The 18,117-nt window shown below is 70.5% G+C and carries 14 protein-coding genes; 12 read left to right on the top strand and 2 right to left on the bottom strand.

Translation table 11 applies throughout. The annotated features are described in order from the left end of the window. Window positions 1–126: 126 nt before the first annotated feature. On the bottom strand, window positions 127–483 hold the full coding sequence (locus tag QCD68_RS14190; protein ID WP_110903888.1) for a VOC family protein: 357 nt from the start codon (window positions 481–483) through the stop codon (window positions 127–129). 153 nt (window positions 484–636) lie between these two features. Between QCD68_RS14190 and QCD68_RS14185 the strand changes: the two genes are divergently transcribed. The 3 genes from QCD68_RS14185 to QCD68_RS14175 all read left to right on the top strand — a co-directional run bounded on the left by QCD68_RS14185 (window position 637) and on the right by QCD68_RS14175 (window position 2,768). Then, on the top strand, window positions 637–936 hold the full coding sequence (locus tag QCD68_RS14185) for a Dabb family protein (protein ID WP_111075201.1): 300 nt from the start codon (window positions 637–639) through the stop codon (window positions 934–936). Between the two features lie 33 nt (window positions 937–969). Continuing rightward, window positions 970–1,386, top strand: coding sequence for a GNAT family N-acetyltransferase (locus tag QCD68_RS14180; protein WP_301223484.1), 417 nt, complete (start codon window positions 970–972; stop codon window positions 1,384–1,386). Window positions 1,387–1,556: 170 nt separating this feature from the next. After that, window positions 1,557–2,768: an FAD-dependent oxidoreductase gene (locus QCD68_RS14175; protein ID WP_301223483.1), complete on the top strand. Its 1,212-nt coding sequence runs from the start codon at window positions 1,557–1,559 to the stop codon at window positions 2,766–2,768. 181 nt (window positions 2,769–2,949) lie between these two features. On the opposite strand, the gene QCD68_RS14170 is transcribed toward QCD68_RS14175, so the two are convergent. Continuing rightward, window positions 2,950–4,281 (bottom strand): MFS transporter, encoded by a 1,332-nt coding sequence (locus QCD68_RS14170; RefSeq protein WP_301223482.1) that lies wholly within the window; start codon window positions 4,279–4,281, stop codon window positions 2,950–2,952. A gap of 143 nt (window positions 4,282–4,424) precedes the next feature. On the opposite strand from QCD68_RS14170, the gene uvrB reads away from it, so the two are divergent. The 9 genes from uvrB to tpiA all read left to right on the top strand — a co-directional run bounded on the left by uvrB (window position 4,425) and on the right by tpiA (window position 17,993). After that, window positions 4,425–6,515, top strand: a complete 2,091-nt coding sequence (uvrB, locus tag QCD68_RS14165; protein WP_111073547.1) for an excinuclease ABC subunit UvrB — start codon at window positions 4,425–4,427, stop codon at window positions 6,513–6,515. Then, window positions 6,505–7,470, top strand: a complete 966-nt coding sequence (locus tag QCD68_RS14160) for an SDR family NAD(P)-dependent oxidoreductase (RefSeq protein ID WP_301223481.1) — start codon at window positions 6,505–6,507, stop codon at window positions 7,468–7,470. Before uvrB ends, QCD68_RS14160 begins: the two co-directional genes overlap by 11 nt. Before the next feature lie 48 nt (window positions 7,471–7,518). Continuing rightward, window positions 7,519–10,527, top strand: a complete 3,009-nt coding sequence (gene uvrA, locus QCD68_RS14155) for an excinuclease ABC subunit UvrA (RefSeq protein ID WP_253463200.1) — start codon at window positions 7,519–7,521, stop codon at window positions 10,525–10,527. Further along, entirely contained in the window at window positions 10,528–12,639 is a 2,112-nt protein-coding gene (gene uvrC / locus QCD68_RS14150) for an excinuclease ABC subunit UvrC (protein ID WP_301223479.1), read from the top strand. A 151-nt stretch (window positions 12,640–12,790) separates the two neighbouring features. Beyond that, window positions 12,791–13,678, top strand: coding sequence for an RNase adapter RapZ (gene rapZ, locus QCD68_RS14145; RefSeq protein ID WP_301223478.1), 888 nt, complete (start codon window positions 12,791–12,793; stop codon window positions 13,676–13,678). A 78-nt stretch (window positions 13,679–13,756) separates the two neighbouring features. Further along, entirely contained in the window at window positions 13,757–14,737 is a 981-nt protein-coding gene (gene whiA, locus QCD68_RS14140; protein WP_110902223.1) for a DNA-binding protein WhiA, read from the top strand. 253 nt (window positions 14,738–14,990) lie between these two features. Next, window positions 14,991–15,995 carry a type I glyceraldehyde-3-phosphate dehydrogenase gene (gap, locus tag QCD68_RS14135; RefSeq protein ID WP_111073543.1) on the top strand — a complete coding sequence of 335 codons (1,005 nt, stop codon included), beginning with the start codon at window positions 14,991–14,993 and terminating at the stop codon, window positions 15,993–15,995. A gap of 4 nt (window positions 15,996–15,999) precedes the next feature. Beyond that, window positions 16,000–17,217 (top strand): phosphoglycerate kinase, encoded by a 1,218-nt coding sequence (locus QCD68_RS14130; protein WP_301223476.1) that lies wholly within the window; start codon window positions 16,000–16,002, stop codon window positions 17,215–17,217. Next, window positions 17,205–17,993, top strand: coding sequence for a triose-phosphate isomerase (tpiA, locus tag QCD68_RS14125; RefSeq protein ID WP_301223475.1), 789 nt, complete (start codon window positions 17,205–17,207; stop codon window positions 17,991–17,993). Before QCD68_RS14130 ends, tpiA begins: the two co-directional genes overlap by 13 nt. Window positions 17,994–18,117: the final 124 nt, after the last annotated feature.

The raw sequence follows: 18,117 nt of genomic DNA, 5'->3' as shown, positions 1-18,117 counted from the left end.
CCCCGGGGGGGGGGGGGGCGGCGCCCCCCCCCCCGCCCCACCCCCGGCGCGCCCCCCCCGCCCCCGCCGCCCCGGCCCCCCCCGTCATGCGGTCCGACCGGGCGCCGCCGCACGGCCGGTCCGTCGTCAGCCCTGCGGCGGCGAGTACAGCTGCAGGTCGTTGCCCTCGCTGTCCTTGAAGGGGATGATCTTCCCCCACGGGTGCTCGCTGATCTCGCCCTGGATGTCCGCGCCGCGCTCCTTGAGCGAGGCCACCTCGTCCTCGATGCTGCCGTCCGGCTGGAACGAGACGACCGCGCCGCCGTCGCTCGACTGGCTGGCGGACTCGCGTCCGTTGAGGCCGATCATCAGCCCGCCGGCGTCGATCTCGCTCCAGTCGTCGGACTGGTCCTTCACCGTGAGACCGAGCGTGTCGCGGTAGAACGCGACGGCGCGCTCCATGTCGCTGACCGGGACCCAGACTGCTGCGACTCCACTTGCCATGGTGTTTCCTCTCGTCGTGGTGTGCCCTGGACGCTAGGCCGCCGGGTGTCCGCGACGACCCAGCCCCGCACCGGTTCGGGGTACGCCCAGCACGGCGGCGGAGGCTCGGGGTGATCGCCGCCGTCGGTGCGCGACCCCGACGGGAGGACGACCATGACCGAGATCGTGCACGTGGTGCTCGTGGACTGGGACGGCGAGGACGGCACGGCGCCGGAACGCGCGAGCGCCCTGGTCGCCGAACACCTGCCGACCATCGACGGCGTCGTGTCCGTCACCTCCGGGCCGAGTGTCAGCCCCGAGGGGCTCGAGGGCGGCTTCGACTGGGCCCTCGTCGTCCGGTTCCGGGATGCTGCCGCCCGGGACGCCTACCTGCCCCACCCGGCGCACCAGCCGGTGGCGGACCACATCGGGGCGCGGAGTGCGCGGGTGGTCGTCTTCGACGTCGCGGGCTGATCGCCTCGTGGACTCGCCGGTACGGTGAAGTCCATGGCGGAGCGGTACAGCACCTCGACGGGGACGGATCGGGTCGACCGGGCGCAGGTGCACGCATGGCTGAGTGAGCAGTCGTACTGGGCACGGGGACGATCGCGAGCGACACAGGACGCTGCGATCGACGCATCCCGCAACTACGGCGTCCACGACGACGTGACCGGCGAGCAGGTCGCCTGCGCGCGAGTGGTGACCGACGGCGTGACCTTCGCGTGGCTCTGCGACGTGTTCGTCGCCCCGCAGGTCCGCGGGCGCGGAGTCGGCAAGTTGCTCCTCGCCGCAGTGGTCGACGACCTCGAACCACTCGGACTCACGCGCGCGCTGCTCTCGACCGGCGATGCGCACGGCCTCTACGCCCAGTTCGGCTTCGCGCCCCTCGACGATCCGTCGAAGATGATGGCACGCGTCCGGTAGCCGGCCGACTGCCCGGCTTCTCAGGGCAGCTGGCGCCGCGTCGCCGTACGATCGTCTTGCCGAGACGTCCGCGTCACGCATCGAGCAGGTCGTGGTGCGGGCCGCCGCAGTGAGACGACGCGATCACGGCTGATCGACTGATTCCTCACCGACACGAACGGGTTCACGGCATGCAGGCAGTCATCGTCGGGGGCGGGATCGCCGGCTTCGCTGCCGCCATCGCCCTGCATCGAGCCGGGGCCGACCCGACCGTCCTGGAGCGCACCGCCGGGTTCGCGGACGATGTCGGATCGTGGCTGCAGGTCGCCAGCAACGGAGTCGCAGCGTTGCGCGAACTCGGTCTCGGAGCAGCCGTGTCGGCGATCGGGGTCCCGACACCGCGACTGCAGACGTTCGACCCGCGAGGGCGTCTGACCGCGGACCTCCCGCTCGGGCTGCAGGACGACGGAGTGACGACGCGTTCGCTGGACCGAGCCGATCTCTACCGACTGCTCCGCACGGAGGCGCAACGACGAGGCATCACGGTCATCACCGGAGCACGTGTGCTGAGCGCCGTCGACGAGGGGAACCGGGCGAGCGTGCTCACCGAGACGTCCGAGCGCTTCACGGCGGACGTCGTCATCGGTGCGGACGGTGTCGGCTCTGCCGTCCGACGCACCTTCGGAGGCCACGGGCCCGGGACGGACGACGCGACGTCGCGGGAGGTCCTGGCCCCGGTCGTCAGCATCGGCGGCACGTACTCCGGCAGCGGACTCACCGAGAGCGAAGCCGGGACCACCGGAACGCTGCAGTTCCGGTTCGGCAGGGAGTGTTTCGTCAGCACGCTGCGGGTCGACGTGTCGACCGTCATGTGGTTCGCGAACCCACACCTCAGCACGGTGGCCGGGGGCGTGCGCGTCGCCGTGGGCAGGAGCGGCCCGGAGTGGGTCGCGGAGCTCCCGCGGCTCGTCGGGCGGGACGTCCTGCCGCTCGCGGCACTGTCGGCGGGGTCGCGGACCGTCGACGTGTGGGCGTCCCGGACCACCCCGCGTCCGGTGCGGTGGGGGCGCGGACGGGTGGTCCTGATCGGGGACGCGGCGCACGCGATCCCACCGACCGCCGGGCAAGGTGCTTCCCTGGCGCTCGAGGACGCCGTCGTCCTCGGTTCACTGGTCGCCGGTGGGACCCCGGCGACGACCCTCGCGATACGGATGCAGGAGCTGCGGAGCCGCCGTGTCGATGCCATCACACGGCAGGGGGAGCTGCTGGACAAGAGCAAGACACTCGGCGTGGTGGGGTCGGCGCTCCGCGATCGGCTGGTCCTGCCCGGCGCTGCGTTGGCGGCACGCCGAGCGCGCGTGGGACCGGCGGCGTGGATGTACCGGTTCGATCCAGCGACCTGACCCAGGACGCGGACGACTGACGGGCGGCCCCGGGGGGGGGGGGCCCCGGGCGCCCCGGCCGGCGGTGGCGGGGGGCGCCGGCGGGGGGGGCCCCGGGCGGGGGGGGGGGGGGCCCGCGGGGGGCGGCGCCCCCCGCCGGCGGGCCCCGCCCGGGGGCCCACGGATCGGTGACCGCCGGACGCTACTGCGTGGCGTCGCGCTCGACCGCGGGGACGCCCACCTCGAGCACGCCGTCGGTCACGGTGAGGCGCTGCGGCTTCATGACCCACGCGACCACCGCGGCACCCGCGAGCAGCGCGCACGAGATCCCGAACGGCAGCTGCCATCCGGAGGCGTCGATGAGGACGCCGAACACGATGGGGGAGACGACGCCGGCGACGCCGAACCCGGTGTTCATGAACCCGGATGCCGTGCCGGACCACTGCGGGGCGACGTCCATCGGGATCGCCCACAGGTTCGCGTTGCAGAGCTCGAGGAAGAAGAACGACAGGGCGAGTGACACGGTCGCGACGGTCAGGCTCTGCCCGACGACGACGAGCGGGAGCAGGCAGACCAGCGACCCACCGAGCCCGATCACCAGGACCAGGCGTCGTGCGTGCCGTGGGTCGCCACCGCGGTGGATGATCCGGTCGCTGAGCAGCCCGCCGACCGTGTCGCCGACGACCCCGGCCAGGAGGACGGCGGTCGTGAACCAGGCGAAGGCGCTGATCTCGAGGTCGTACTGGTCGCTGAGGAACGTCGGGATCCAGGTGAGGAACACCCAGAGGGTCCACCCGTACCCGAAGTCGACGAAGGACACCGGCAGGATCTGCCTCGCCAGGGCGCGCCACGGCACCGGCGGGCGGGTGGCGCGGGTCTCGACCGGTGGCAGTTCGGCGAGTTCGGCCTTCGTGATCCCGCGGGCGTCCTCGGGGCGGTCGCGGAACAGGACGAACCAGGTGATGCCCCAGGCCACGGAGAGCACCGCGGTGGCGAAGAACGCCAGGCGCCAGCCGCTGATCGCGATGAAGTAAGCGACGACGAGCGGTGCGAGGGCGTTGCCGAGCCGCGCGGCGGAGTGGACCACACCCTGTGCGAAGCCGTTGCGGTCGCGGGGGATCCAGCGGCTCATCGCCTGGGTGGCGGAGGGGAACGCCGCGGCTTCGCTGAGGCCGAGCAGCAGCCGCGCCGCGAAGAGCGTCCAGAAGCCCGTGGCGAGTCCGGTCCAGAGCGTCGCGACACCCCAGACGACGGTGATGACGAACAGTGCGCGGCGCGGGCCGAAGCGTTCGCTGATGGTGCCGCCGAACACCTGCAGCAGGGCGTACGGCAGTGCGAACGCCGAGACGATGAACCCGGCGTCGGTGTCGCTGAGGCCGAACTCGTCGGTGATGTGGGGGAGGGCGGTCGAGATGTTCGTACGGTCGATGTACGAGATGGCGTACATGCAGCAGAGGAGCAGGAGCACCCGCCCGCGGATGCGTCCGCGGAACGGGGTGCCCGTCGCTGGTGCTGCAGCGGGGGCCGTGGTCATGGGGCCTCTTCGGTCGGGTTGCTGAACGGCTCGGAGGCTACGACCGGTGCCGATCAGGTGTCTCTGCGTCCGCTATCGGGTGACAGTACGCCGAGGGCGAGCAGAGCACTCCGATGTCAGCGGCCGCGCCTACTGTTGGCTCCATGGGAGTTGCCGTAGAGCCCACGCGTGCCATCCGACCGTTCGAGGTCATCAGCGAGTACATGCCGAGTGGGGACCAGCCCGCGGCCATCGCCGAACTCGCCGGGCGCATCAACGCGGGTGAGACCGACGTCGTGCTGCTCGGTGCGACCGGTACCGGCAAGTCGGCGACCACCGCGTGGCTGATCGAACAGGTGCAGCGGCCGACGCTGGTGCTCGCGCACAACAAGACGCTGGCGGCGCAGCTCGCCAACGAGTTCCGCGGCCTGATGCCGAACAACGCCATCGAGTACTTCGTCTCGTACTACGACTACTACCAGCCCGAGGCCTACGTCCCGCAGACGGACACCTTCATCGAGAAGGACTCGTCCGTCAACGCCGAGGTCGAGCGTCTGCGGCACTCGACGACGAACTCCCTGCTCAGCCGCCGTGACACCGTCGTGGTGTCGACCGTGTCCTGCATCTACGGCCTCGGCACGCCCGAGCAGTACATGAACGCCTCGGTCGCGCTGCACATCGGGCAGAACATCTCCCGCGACCAGCTCGTGCGGAAGTTCGTCAGCATGCAGTACCAGCGCAACGACGTCGACTTCGCCCGCGGCACCTTCCGGGTCCGCGGCGACACGCTCGAGATCATCCCGATGTACGAAGAGCACGCGATCCGCATCGAGATGTTCGGTGACGAGATCGAAGCGCTGTCCTCGCTGCACCCGCTGACCGGCAACGTCATCGACGACCTGCCCGCCGTCTCGATCTTCCCGGCGTCCCACTACGTCGCGGACACCGACGTCATGCACCGGGCGATCACCTCGATCAAGCACGAGCTGGCCGAGCGACTCGCCGAGCTCGAGGGCCAGGGCAAGCTGCTCGAGGCCCAGCGGCTCCGGATGCGCACCACCTTCGACATCGAGATGATGGAGCAGATCGGCTTCTGCTCGGGCATCGAGAACTACTCCCGCCACATGGAGGGCCGCGGCCCCGGCGAAGCCCCGCACTGCCTCATCGACTACTTCCCGGAGGACTTCCTCCTGGTCATCGACGAGTCGCACGTCACGGTGCCGCAGATCGGTGCGATGTACGAGGGCGACGCCTCCCGGAAGCGCACCCTGGTGGAGCACGGCTTCCGGCTGCCGAGCGCGATGGACAACCGCCCGCTGAAGTGGGAGGAGTTCCTCGACCGCGTCGGGCAGAAGGTCTTCCTGTCGGCGACGCCCGGCAAGTACGAGCTCGGCATCACGGACAGCGTCGTCGAGCAGATCATCCGCCCGACGGGCCTCATCGACCCCGAGATCATCATCAAGCCGAGCGACGGCCAGATCGACGACCTGCTCGAGGAGATCAAGCAGCGCTCCGAGAAGAACGAGCGCGTGCTCGTCACCACACTGACCAAGCGCATGGCCGAAGAGCTCACCGACTTCCTCGGCAACGCCGGGGTCCGGGTGCGCTACCTGCACTCGGACGTCGACACCCTGAAGCGCGTGGAGCTGCTCACCGAGCTGCGCCAGGGCGTCTACGACGTGCTGATCGGCATCAACCTGCTGCGTGAAGGCCTCGACCTGCCGGAGGTCTCGCTCGTCGCGATCCTCGACGCCGACAAGGAAGGCTTCCTCCGGTCGTCGACCTCGCTCATCCAGACCATCGGTCGTGCCGCGCGCAACGTGTCGGGCCAGGTCCTGATGTACGCCGACAAGATGACCGACTCGATGAAGCAGGCCATCGAGGAGACCGACCGCCGCCGCGAGAAGCAGGTGGCGTACAACCTCGAGCACGGCATCGACCCGCAGCCGCTGCGCAAGAAGATCGCCGACATCACCGAGGTCCTCAACCGCGAGAGCGACGACACCCGCGAACTCCTCGAGCGCCGCGGGGGTGGTGTCCGTGACGGCCGCCGCGCTCCGACGCCGTCGCTCCGCCGCGAGGGGATCGCCGGCGAGGGCGCGACGCAGCTCGAGGCCACGATCGCCGACCTCAACGACCAGATGCTGCAGGCGGCGGCCGAACTGAAGTTCGAGTTGGCGGCCCGACTGCGTGACGAGGTGCAGGACCTGAAGAAGGCACTGCGGCAGATGGAGTCGGCCGGCCATGTCGTCTGACCCCGGCACTGGTGCCGGTCGGCGGACCGTCGTCGTCACGGGCGCCAGCGCCGGTCTCGGGTACCAGGCCGCCCAGCAGCTCGCCGCAGCCGGGCACCGGGTGGTCCTGGCGACCCGCAACCCCGAGAAGGCCGTGGCAGCCGAGCGCCGCATCCGCTCCGTGGTCCTCGACGCGGTGCTCGAGCACGTCCACCTCGACCTGGCCGACCTCGACTCGGTCCGTGCGGCGGCCGACACCCTGGCCACGATGGGGCCCGTGCACGCCGTCCTCAACAACGCCGGGGTGGTCGGGTCGCGCGAGCGGCAGTCCACCGCGCAGGGCCACGAGCTGCAGATCGGCACGAACCACCTCGGCCACTTCGCCTGGACCGGCCTGGTGCTGCCGTTGCTGCAGGCCACCGGTGGGCGGGTCGTCCACCTCGGCTCGATCTCCCACCGCTGGGCGACCCTCGACCGCCACGACCCGCTCGGTGCGGGGTACTACAACGGCTACCGGCAGTACGCGCGGAGCAAGCTCGCGGTGATGCTGTTCGGGTTCGAGCTCGCCCAGCGTCTGGCGGACGCCGGGTCCGCCGTGTCGAGCGTCGTCGCGCACCCGGGGCTCGCGCTCGACTCGCTGACGCAGGCGGCGGGAGCGCAGTCGGGTCCCCAGCCATCGCGCTCCGAGCGGTCGCAATCCGAACCCTCGCGGTCCGACCCGTCGTGGATCGGGCCCGCTCAGCGGTTGATCGCCCAGGGGAAGGACGCCGGCGCGGTCCCGCTCGTGCACGCCTCGGTCGCCGACGGCGTCCGCTCCGGCGAGTACTGGGGGCCGGACGGCTGGTTCCAGCTCCGCGGCCGTGCCACGGTGGTGCCGGCGGAACCGCGGGCGCACGACCGGCTCGAGGCGGCGCGGCTCTGGACCGCCAGCGAGCGTGCCTCCGGCGTCACGTTCGCTCTGGACGCACTCGACTGAGCCGACTCGGCGGGCGTTTGTCGGACCGGCTTCGTAGAATCGTCTGCGATGACCATCACCTCTGACCGCGGAACCGCCACGTCCGGCCCGGACGACTTCGACGAGCCGTCGGACCTGCACCTGCCCGGCGGGACGGCCCCGCACGACACGTCGACGCTCAGCGTCCGTGGCGCGCGCGTCCACAACCTCCGGGACGTCGACCTCGAGATCCCACGTGACTCGCTCGTCGTGTTCACCGGGCTGTCCGGCTCGGGCAAGTCCTCGCTGGCGTTCGACACGATCTTCGCCGAGGGCCAGCGGCGCTACGTCGAGTCCCTGTCGGCGTACGCCCGGCAGTTCCTCGGCCAGGTCGACCGCCCCGACGTCGACTTCATCGAGGGCCTGTCGCCGGCGGTGTCGATCGACCAGAAGTCGACGAACCGCAACCCGCGGTCCACGGTGGGCACCATCACCGAGGTCTACGACTACATGCGTCTGCTCTGGGCGCGCATCGGCATCCCGCACTGCCCCGTCTGCGGTGAAGTGATCAGCAAGCAGAGCGTGCAGCAGATCGCCGACCAGCTGATGACGCAGGAGAGCGGCACCCGCTTCCAGGTGCTCGCGCCGATCGTGTCGAAGAAGAAGGGCGAGTTCGTCGACCTCTTCCAGGAGCTCGCCGCCTCCGGTTACTCGCGCGCCATCGTCGACGGCGAGCGGATCCAGCTGAGCAGCCCGCCGACGCTGAAGAAGCAGGTCAAGCACGACATCTCCGTCATCGTCGACCGTCTGGTCGCCAGCGACGACATCCTGGGACGCCTGACCGACTCGCTCGAGACGGCTCTGCGCCTGACGGACGGCACCGTGGCGATCGACCTCGTGGACCACGAGGGGCCCGGCGCGGTCCGGACGTACTCCGAGAACCTGTCCTGCCCGAACAACCACCCGCTGGCCCTGACCGAGATCGAGCCGCGGACGTTCTCGTTCAACGCCCCGTTCGGCGCTTGCCCGGAGTGCTCCGGTCTCGGTACCCGGATGTCGGTCGACCCCGACCTGGTGCTCGGTGACCCCGAGGCCTCCCTGAAGGACGGCGTGCTGCTGCCGTGGACCGGTACCAGCGGCCTGTACTCGTACTTCGAGAAGCTGCTCGCCGGTCTCGGCAAGGAGCTCGGCTTCCGGATGGACACCCCGTGGAGCCAGCTGCCCGCGTCGGTGCAGGCCGCGATCCTCACCGGCAAGGACTTCGAGGTCTCGGTGTCCTGGCGGAACCGCTTCGGCCGCGAGATGCGGTACACGAGCGGGTTCGAGGGCGTCATGCCCTACATCGAGCGCAAGTTCGCCGAGGCCGAGACCGACTCGCAGCGACAGCGCTTCCAGGGCTACCTGCGCGAGGTCCCCTGCCCGGTCTGCGACGGCACCCGCCTCAAGCCCGAGGTGCTCGGTGTGACCGTGGACGGTCGCAGCATCGCCGACGTCACGAGCATGGCCCTCGACGAGGCCTACGCGTTCATGGCGGACATCGCCCTGACCAAGCGCGAGGCGCACATCGCCGCGGCGGTCCTGCGCGAGATCCGGGCGCGTCTCGAGTTCCTGCTCGAGGTCGGCCTCAACTACCTGACCCTGGCGCGTGGCGCCGGTGGGCTCTCCGGCGGTGAAGCGCAGCGCATCCGTCTGGCGACGCAGATCGGCTCCGGCCTGACCGGGGTGCTCTACGTCCTCGACGAACCGAGCATCGGTCTGCACCAGCGCGACAACCGCCGCCTGATCGACACCCTGGTCAAGCTCAAGGAACTCGGCAACACGCTCATCGTCGTCGAGCACGACGAGGACACCATCCGTACCGCCGACTGGGTCGTCGACATCGGACCCGGTGCCGGCGTCAACGGCGGCAAGGTCGTGCACTCCGGTTCCTACGCCGACATGATCGAGAACCGCGAGTCGATCACGGGCGACTACCTGGCCGGTCGTCGCTCGATCGAGATGCCGTCCGAGCGCCGCAAGGTGAACCGCAAGCGGGTCATCACCGTGCAGGGTGCCCGGGCGAACAACCTCAAGGACGTGGACGTCGACTTCCCGCTCGGCGTGTTCACGGCGGTCACCGGCGTCAGCGGTTCCGGCAAGTCCACCCTGGTCAACGACATCCTCTACAAGGTGCTCGCCAACCAGCTCAACGGTGCCCGGCACATCGCCGGCAAGCACACGCGCGTGAAGGGCCTGGACCAGCTCGACAAGGTCGTGCACGTCGACCAGGCACCGATCGGCCGCACCCCGCGCTCGAACCCGGCGACCTACACCGGCGTCTTCGACCGCATCCGGCAGCTCTTCGCCGAGACGCAAGAGGCGAAGACCCGCGGCTACCAGCCCGGTCGCTTCAGCTTCAACGTCAAGGGCGGGCGCTGCGAGAACTGCTCGGGTGACGGCACGATCAAGATCGAGATGAACTTCCTGCCCGACGTCTACGTCGCGTGCGAGGTCTGCGGTGGTGCCCGGTACAACCGCGAGACGCTGCAGGTCCACTACAAGGGCAAGAGCATCTCCGAGGTCCTGGACATGCCGATCAGCGAGGCGGCCGAGTTCTTCGAGCCGATCTCCGCGATCCACCGCTACATGGCGACCCTGGTCGACGTCGGCCTGGGCTACGTCCGACTCGGGCAGAGCGCGACGACCCTGTCGGGTGGCGAGGCGCAGCGCGTCAAGCTCGCGACCGAGCTGCAGCGTCGCTCGAACGGCCGCACCGTGTACGTGCTCGACGAGCCGACCACGGGTCTGCACTTCGAGGACGTCCGGAAGCTCCTCCTCGTGCTGCAGTCGCTGGTCGACAAGGGCAACACCGTCATCACGATCGAGCACAACCTCGACGTCATCAAGTCCGCCGACTGGGTCATCGACATGGGTCCCGAGGGTGGTTCCGGTGGTGGCACGGTGCTCGCGACGGGCACGCCGGAGCACGTCGCCGACGTCCCGGAGAGCCACACCGGTGTCTTCCTCCGCGAGATCCTCGAGGCGCAGGACGCCCGCGTGGGCAAGCAGCGGTCGGTCGGCGCACGGCGAGCAGGTGCAGAGAAGGCAGGGGCTCGCTAGGTGGCCGACACCGTCTCCTGGCGGCCGAAGGCGGGGGAGATCCCGACCGACCCGGGCGTCTACCGATGGCGTGACGGCAATGGTCGGGTGCTCTACGTCGGCAAGGCGAAGAACCTCCGCGCCCGCCTGAGCAACTACTTCGCACCGCTGCCGACCCTGCACGAACGCACCCGGCGGATGGTCCTGACGGCGAAGAGCGTCGAGTGGACCACCGTCGGGTCCGAGATCGAAGCGCTGCAGCTCGAGTACACGTGGATCAAGGAGTTCGATCCGCCGTTCAACGTCAAGTTCCGGGACGACAAGTCCTACCCGTACATGGCGATCACGATGGCGGACGAGGCACCCCGGGTGATGGTGACCCGGAACCGGAAGATCAAGGGCGCCAAGTACTTCGGCCCGTACCCGAAGATCTGGGCGGTGCACGACACGATCGACCTGATGATCAAGGTCTTCCCGATCCGCACCTGCTCGGAGTCCTCGTACAAGCGGGCCATGCAGACCGGCAAGCCCTGCTTCCCCGGGCAGATCGGCAAGTGCGGCGGTCCCTGCTCGCAGCGCGTGACCATCGAGGAGCACCGCGCGCTCGTCGAGGAGTTCGTCCGCTTCATGGGCAGCTACGACCGCCGCGTCATCACCCAGCTCCGGCAGCGGATGGCCGCGTCGGCGGACGCCATGCAGTACGAGCAGGCCGCGCGCTTCCGCGACCAGGTCGAGGCGCTCGAAGCGGTGCTCGAGAAGTCCGCCGTGGTGCTCAAGGACTCAGTCGACCTCGACCTGTTCGGCATCGCCGAGGACGAGCTCGCCGCGGCCGTGCAGCTGTTCTCGGTCCGTGGCGGGCGCATCCGTGGTGTCCGCGGCTGGGTCGTCGACAAGGAGCTCGACATCAGCACGGGCGACCTCGTCGAGCAGATCGTGCAGGGTGTCTACGCCGACGACGGGCTGTCGACCGGTGCCGACGGCGCACTGCTCATGCAGGCGAGCGCCGACCCGACTCCGGGTGTGGCGAACGACGGACCGCCGCGAGAGGTCGTGGTGCCGGTGCTGCCGGACGACGCCGACGCCCTCCAGCAGTGGCTCAGCGACCGCCGTGGTGGCCGTGGCACGAAGCTCAGCACCGCGCAGCGAGGTGACCGCGCGGGCCTGGCCCGGACCGCGTCGCAGAATGCCCAGCAGGCGCTGATGCTCTACAAGACCAAGCGCTCGGCCGACTACACGACCCGTGCGGCGGCGTTGGCGGACATCCAGGAGGCACTGGGCATGTCCGAAGCCCCGCTGCGGATGGAGTGCTACGACATCTCGCACCTGCAGGGCACGAACGTCGTCGCGTCGATGGTCGTGTTCGAGGACGGCCTGCCGCGCAAGGACCAGTACCGCCGCTACACGATCGCCGAGACCACCGACGACACCGACAGCATGTACCAGGTGCTCACGCGGCGCCTGGCCCGACTCGACGAGGACGCGGCCGTGCCGGACGTCCCGGACGTCACGGCCGACGGCGTGGTCGAGGGCACGAAGCCCTCGAAGCGGTTCGCGTACCGCCCGCAGCTGCTCGTCGTCGACGGTGGGCAACCGCAGGTCGCGGCGGCGAAGCGGGCTCTCGACGAAGCCGGGGTCCGTGACATCGCCCTGGTCGGCATCGCGAAGCGGCTGGAAGAGCTGTGGCTGCCGGACGACGACTTCCCGGTGATCCTGCCGCGCAACTCCGAGGCGCTGTTCCTCATCCAACGCCTCCGCGACGAGGCACACCGGTTCGCGATCACGCACCAGCGCACCCGGCGGAAGCGGGACGTCCGCTCGCAGCTGTCCGAGATCCCCGGACTCGGGCCGAACCGGGTCTCGGCGCTGCTCAAGCACTTCGGCTCCGTCGCCCGGCTCCGGCAGGCGACGGCGGAGGAGGTCGCCGAGGTCCCCGGCGTCGGACCGGCGACCGCTGCCGCGGTGGTCCGGAAGCTCACGACCGTGCCCGTCAGTGCCCCCGAGTCGGCCAGTGCTCCCGAACCGGCCAGTGTTCCGGAACCGGCCAGCGCGTCGGCACCGTCCAGCGCGCCACAGCCGGGAGGCCCGGTGCGCGTCCCCGAGACGACCCCGGACGGTCCGCACCGGCCTGCGTGACCCCGGCACGGGCCTCCCGGTCGGACGGTAGCCTGGACGCGGACCCAGGGCGGACAGCCCGAGGGTCCGCGGGCCCACCCATGCCGAGCGCGCCGCGCCCGGCTCCGACGGGCGACCCGCCCGGCCACACCACGATGGAGCCCCTTCGCAGATGACCGACACCACCTCGCAGCAACAGCACGACGTCCTGATCGTGACGGGCATGTCCGGTGCGGGGCGGTCGACGGTCGGCAAGGCGCTCGAGGACCTCGGCTGGTACGTCGTCGACAACCTGCCGACGCAGATGCTCGGGCCGCTCACCGACCTGGCGGACCGCGCGGGGGAGTCGATCCCGAAGATCGCGACGGTCGTCGACGTCCGCGGTGGGCGGTTCTTCACCGACCCGGAGCGCGCCGTGCAGTCCCTGCGCGAGAGCACGAGCGCCCGGGTCCGGGTGCTGTTCCTCGAGGCCACCGACCAGGTCCTGGTGCGGCGGTTCGAGCAGGTCCGCCGCCCGCACCCGCTGCAGGGCGAGGACACGCTGCTCGACGGCATCGCCCGGGAACGCACCCGGCTGCTCGGGCTGCGCGAGGCGTCCGACCTGATCATCGACACCTCCGACCTGAACATCCACCAGCTGGCGAACGCCGTCACCGAGCGGTTCGCCGAGGACCGGTTCGTCGGGGTCCAGGTGACGCTGATGAGCTTCGGGTTCAAGTACGGACTGCCCACCGACGCCGACATGGTGGCCGACGTGCGGTTCATCCCGAACCCCTACTGGGTGCCGGAACTCCGGGTGCACACGGGCCTCGACAAGCCCGTCTCGGACTACGTCATGGAGCAGTCCGGGGCCCGTCCGTTCGTCGACCGCTACGCCTCCGTCCTGGAGCCGGTCTTCGAGGGGTACCAGCGCGAGAACAAAAGACACGCTACGATCGCCATCGGCTGTACCGGCGGCAAGCACCGTTCGGTCGCCATCGTCGCCGAGTTGGCGAACCTGCTCCGCGGGATGCCCAACGTCGCCGTGCGTGTGAAGAACCGAGATCTCGGCCGGGAGTGACCGTCCCACCGGCCGCCTCCACACGTGTGCGCCCCGGGACCGCAGAGCCCCACCCCGAAGAACGTAAGGAATGATGCCGTGCCGTTGACTGCCGAGGTGAAGGACGAGCTGGCCAGGGTCGTCGTCAACCGGAACACGGTCCGCGCCGCCGAACTCGCGACCGTCCTGCGCTTCGCCGGGGGCCTGCACGTCATCTCCGGGCGCATCGCGGTCGAGGTCGAGCTCGACACCCGGATCATCGTGCACCGCGTCCGCAAGGACCTCGCCGAGCTCTACGGCGTCCGCAGCGAGGCCTCCGTCGGGTCCACCGCGTCCTCGCGTCGCGGGACCCGCTACCTCGTGCGTGTGCTCGAGGCCGGCGAGACGCTCGCCCGCCAGACCGGCCTGATGGACGCCCGTCGCCGACCGGTGCGGGGCCTCCCGAACCGGCTGACCACGGGCAACCGCGAGGACCTCGCCGCAATCTGGCGCGGTGCGTTCCTGGCGTCCGGCACCCTGACCGACCCGGGCCGTGCCGCGGCACTCGAGGTCACGTGCCCCGGCAACGAGGCCGCGATGGCGCTCGTCGGAGCAGCGTCGCGCCTCGGGATCGCCGCGAAGGGCCGCGAGGTCCGCGGGGTGCACCGCGTCGTGATCCGCGACGGTGAGGCGATCGGTCAGATGCTCACCGCGATGGGCGCCGCCCGCACGACCGCCGACTGGGAGGAGATGCGCCAGCGCCGCGAGGTGCGTGCCACCGCCAACCGCCTGGTGAACTTCGACGACGCGAACCTCCGTCGTTCCGCGCAGGCCGCCGTCGCCGCGTGTGCCCGGGTCGAACGTGCCCTGGAGATCCTCGGCGACGAGGTCCCCGACCACCTGCAGTACGCCGGAGCCCTGCGCTTGGAGCACCGCGACGCCTCGCTCGACGAGCTCGGCCAGCACGCGGACCCGCCCATGACGAAGGACGCGATCGCCGGGCGCATCCGCCGCCTGCTCGCGATGGCCGACAAGCGCGCCAGCGACCTCGGCATCCCCGGGACCGAGGCCAGCGTGCCGGAAGAGCTCGAGGGCGCCTGAGCACAGCGCCGGATCGCACCCTCCGCCGGGCAGCTCGCTGACCGGCCACCGGACCCCCGTGGTCGCCGCACCCGACCCGTCCCCGCGACGGCGTCATGCAGGCGGTCCGCGGGGGTCCGACTGCTAGGGTCGGTACGGCGACGTCACGGGGCGTATCGTCCACGTGCGTGGGTCGGCCGTCGTCCATGACGACGCCTCCACACTCCGAAAAAGCAGCGTCTCCCGAGGCGCTCCACACCCAACAGGAGATCCATTGACCGTCAAGATCGGCATCAACGGCTTCGGCCGGATCGGCCGTAACTTCTTCCGCGCCGCTCTGGCCAAGGGCAGCGACCTCGAGATCGTGGCGGTGAACGACCTCACCGACAACGCCGCACTCGCGAACCTGCTCAAGTTCGACTCGATCACGGGTCGCCTCGGCGTCTCGGTCGAGCTCGACGGCGACAACATCGTCGTCGACGGCAAGCCCATCAAGGTCCTCGCGGAGCGCGACCCCGCCAACCTGCCCTGGGGCGAGCTGGGTGTCGACATCGTCATCGAGTCGACCGGCTTCTTCACCAAGGCCGCCGATGCGCAGAAGCACATCGACGCCGGCGCCAAGAAGGTCATCATCTCCGCCCCGGCCACCGGTGACGACGTCACCATCGTGCTCGGCGTGAACGAGGACACCTACGACGCCGCGAACCACCACATCATCTCGAACGCCTCGTGCACCACGAACAGCCTCGCGCCGCTCGCCAAGGTGTTCCACGACGCGTTCGGCATCGAGCGCGGTCTCATGACCACGGTCCACGCCTACACCGCCGACCAGAACCTCCAGGACGGCCCGCACAAGGACCCGCGTCGTGCCCGTGCGGCCGCGCTGAACATCGTCCCGACCTCGACCGGTGCCGCCAAGGCCATCGGCCTGGTCATGCCGGAGCTCGCCGGCAAGCTCGACGGCTTCGCGCTGCGCGTCCCGGTCCCGACCGGTTCGATCACCGACCTCACCCTCGAGACGAAGTCGGACGTCACCGTCGACGAGATCAACGCCGCCTACAAGGCCGCCGCCGAGGGCCCGATGAAGGGCATCCTGCTCTACAGCGAGGACCCGCTGGTGTCGACCGACATCACGACGGACCCGCACTCCTCGATCTACGACTCCGGGCTGACCAAGGTCATGGGCAACCTCGTCAAGATCACCTCGTGGTACGACAACGAGTGGGGCTACTCGAACCGCCTGGTCGACCTGACCGAGTTCGTGGGCGAGAAGCTCTGACCTGATGGCTCTCCGCACCCTCGAGGACCTCGGCGACCTCGCCGGCAAGCGTGTCGTCGTCCGCTGTGACCTGAACGTCCCGCTCAAGGACGGCACGATCACGGACGACGGCCGCGTGCGGGCGTCGCTCACCACCCTGAACACCCTGATCACCGCCGGCGCGCGCGTGGTCGTGGTGTCCCACCTCGGCCGGCCCGACGGCGAACGGAAGCCCGAGTACTCGCTCGCCCCCGTCGCCCAGCGGTTGTCCGAGCTGCTCGGCAAGCCGGTCGCCTTCGTCGACGAGACCGTCGGCGACGAAGCGACCGCGGCTGCCGAGGCCCTCGAGGACGGTGACGTCCTGCTGCTCGAGAACCTCCGCTTCAACCCGGAGGAGACCTCGAAGGACGCTGCCGAGCGCACGGCCTTCGCGGAGCGCATCGCCGCGCTCGGGGACGCCTTCGTCTCCGACGGCTTCGGCGTCGTGCACCGCAAGCAGGCCTCCGTGTACGAGCTGGCATCGGCGCTCCCGAGCGCTGCCGGTCAGCTCATCGAGCAGGAACTGACCGTGCTCGAGCGTCTGACCAAGGACCCGGAGCGGCCGTACACGGTCGTCCTCGGCGGTTCGAAGGTCAGCGACAAGCTCGGCGTCATCGACCACCTCCTGCCGCGGGTCGACACGATCTGCATCGGTGGCGGCATGCTCTTCACCTTCCTCGCGGCCCAGGGCCACGGGGTCGCGAAGTCGCTGCTCGAGCAGGACCAGCTCGACACCGTGCGCGAGTACCTGTCGCGGGCGACCCAGCTCGGCGTGACGATCGACCTGCCGACCGACGTCGTGGTGGCCTCCGGGTTCGCCGCGGACGCCGAGCACGAGACGGTCGCCGCGGACGCCATCGAGTCCTCCGCGTTCGGCTCGGACGGCATCGGCCTGGACATCGGGCCCGAGACGGCCGAGCGGTTCGCCCGTGCGGTCGCCGCCTCGAAGACGGTGTTCTGGAACGGCCCGATGGGCGTGTTCGAGTTCCCGGCCTTCGCCGCCGGCACGAAGACCGTCGCCCATGCACTGACCGAGGTCGACGGCCTCGGCGTGGTCGGTGGTGGCGACTCCGCCGCCGCTGTCCGGTCGCTCGGCTTCACCGACGACCAGTTCGGCCACATCTCCACCGGTGGCGGGGCGAGCCTCGAGTTCCTCGAGGGCAAGTCGCTCCCCGGCCTCGAAGCGCTCGGATGGTCCGCATGACCCGCACGCCGCTCATCGCCGGTAATTGGAAGATGAACCTGGACCACCTCCAGGCCATCGCCACCGTCCAGAAGCTCGCGTGGACCCTGAAGGACGCCCGGCACGACCACGCCGACGTCGAGGTCGCCGTCTTCCCGCCCTTCACCGACCTGCGCAGCGTGCAGACGCTGATCTCGGCGGACAAGCTGTCGCTGGCGTTCGGCGCCCAGGACCTGTCGCAGTACGACTCCGGTGCCTACACCGGGGACATCTCGGGGGCCTTCCTCGCCGCACTCGACGCGAAGTACGTCATCGTCGGACACTCCGAGCGTCGCACCATGCACGGTGAGACCGACGAGGTCGTCGCCGCGAAGACCGCTGCTGCCGTGAAGCACGGCCTGGTCCCGGTCGTCTGCGTCGGCGAGACCGGCGAACAGCGCGAGCAGCGCGGAGCCGGCGTCGTGCCGGTCGAGCAGCTGCAGGTCGTCCTCGGGGCGGTGCAGCCGTCCGAGATCGTCGTCGCGTACGAACCGGTCTGGGCGATCGGCTCCGGCCAGGCCGCCACGGCCGAGCAGGCGCAGGACGAGTGTGCCGCGCTGCGTCGCGGGATCGCCGCTGCCTGGGGCGACCAGGCGGCCGCCGACACGCGCATCCTGTACGGCGGTTCGGTGAAGTCGAGCAACATCGCCGGCTTCCTCCGCGAGCCCGACGTCGACGGCGCGCTCGTCGGCGGCGCGTCCCTCGACGTGCAGGAGTTCGCCGCCATCGCGCGGTTCCAGCAGCACGTCGGTCTCTAGACCACCACCGCCGGGGGGGGGGGGGGGGGGGCGGGGGGGGGGGCGGCGCGGGCGCGGCCGGCGCGGCCGCCGGCCGCGCCCCGCCCCCCCCCGCGCCCGCCCGGCGCCGGCCCCCGGGCCGGGG

Source organism: Curtobacterium sp. PsM8 (assembly GCF_030433875.1).
GTDB lineage: Bacteria > Actinomycetota > Actinomycetes > Actinomycetales > Microbacteriaceae > Curtobacterium.
This window is presented reverse-complemented; position numbering and strand designations above follow the sequence as displayed.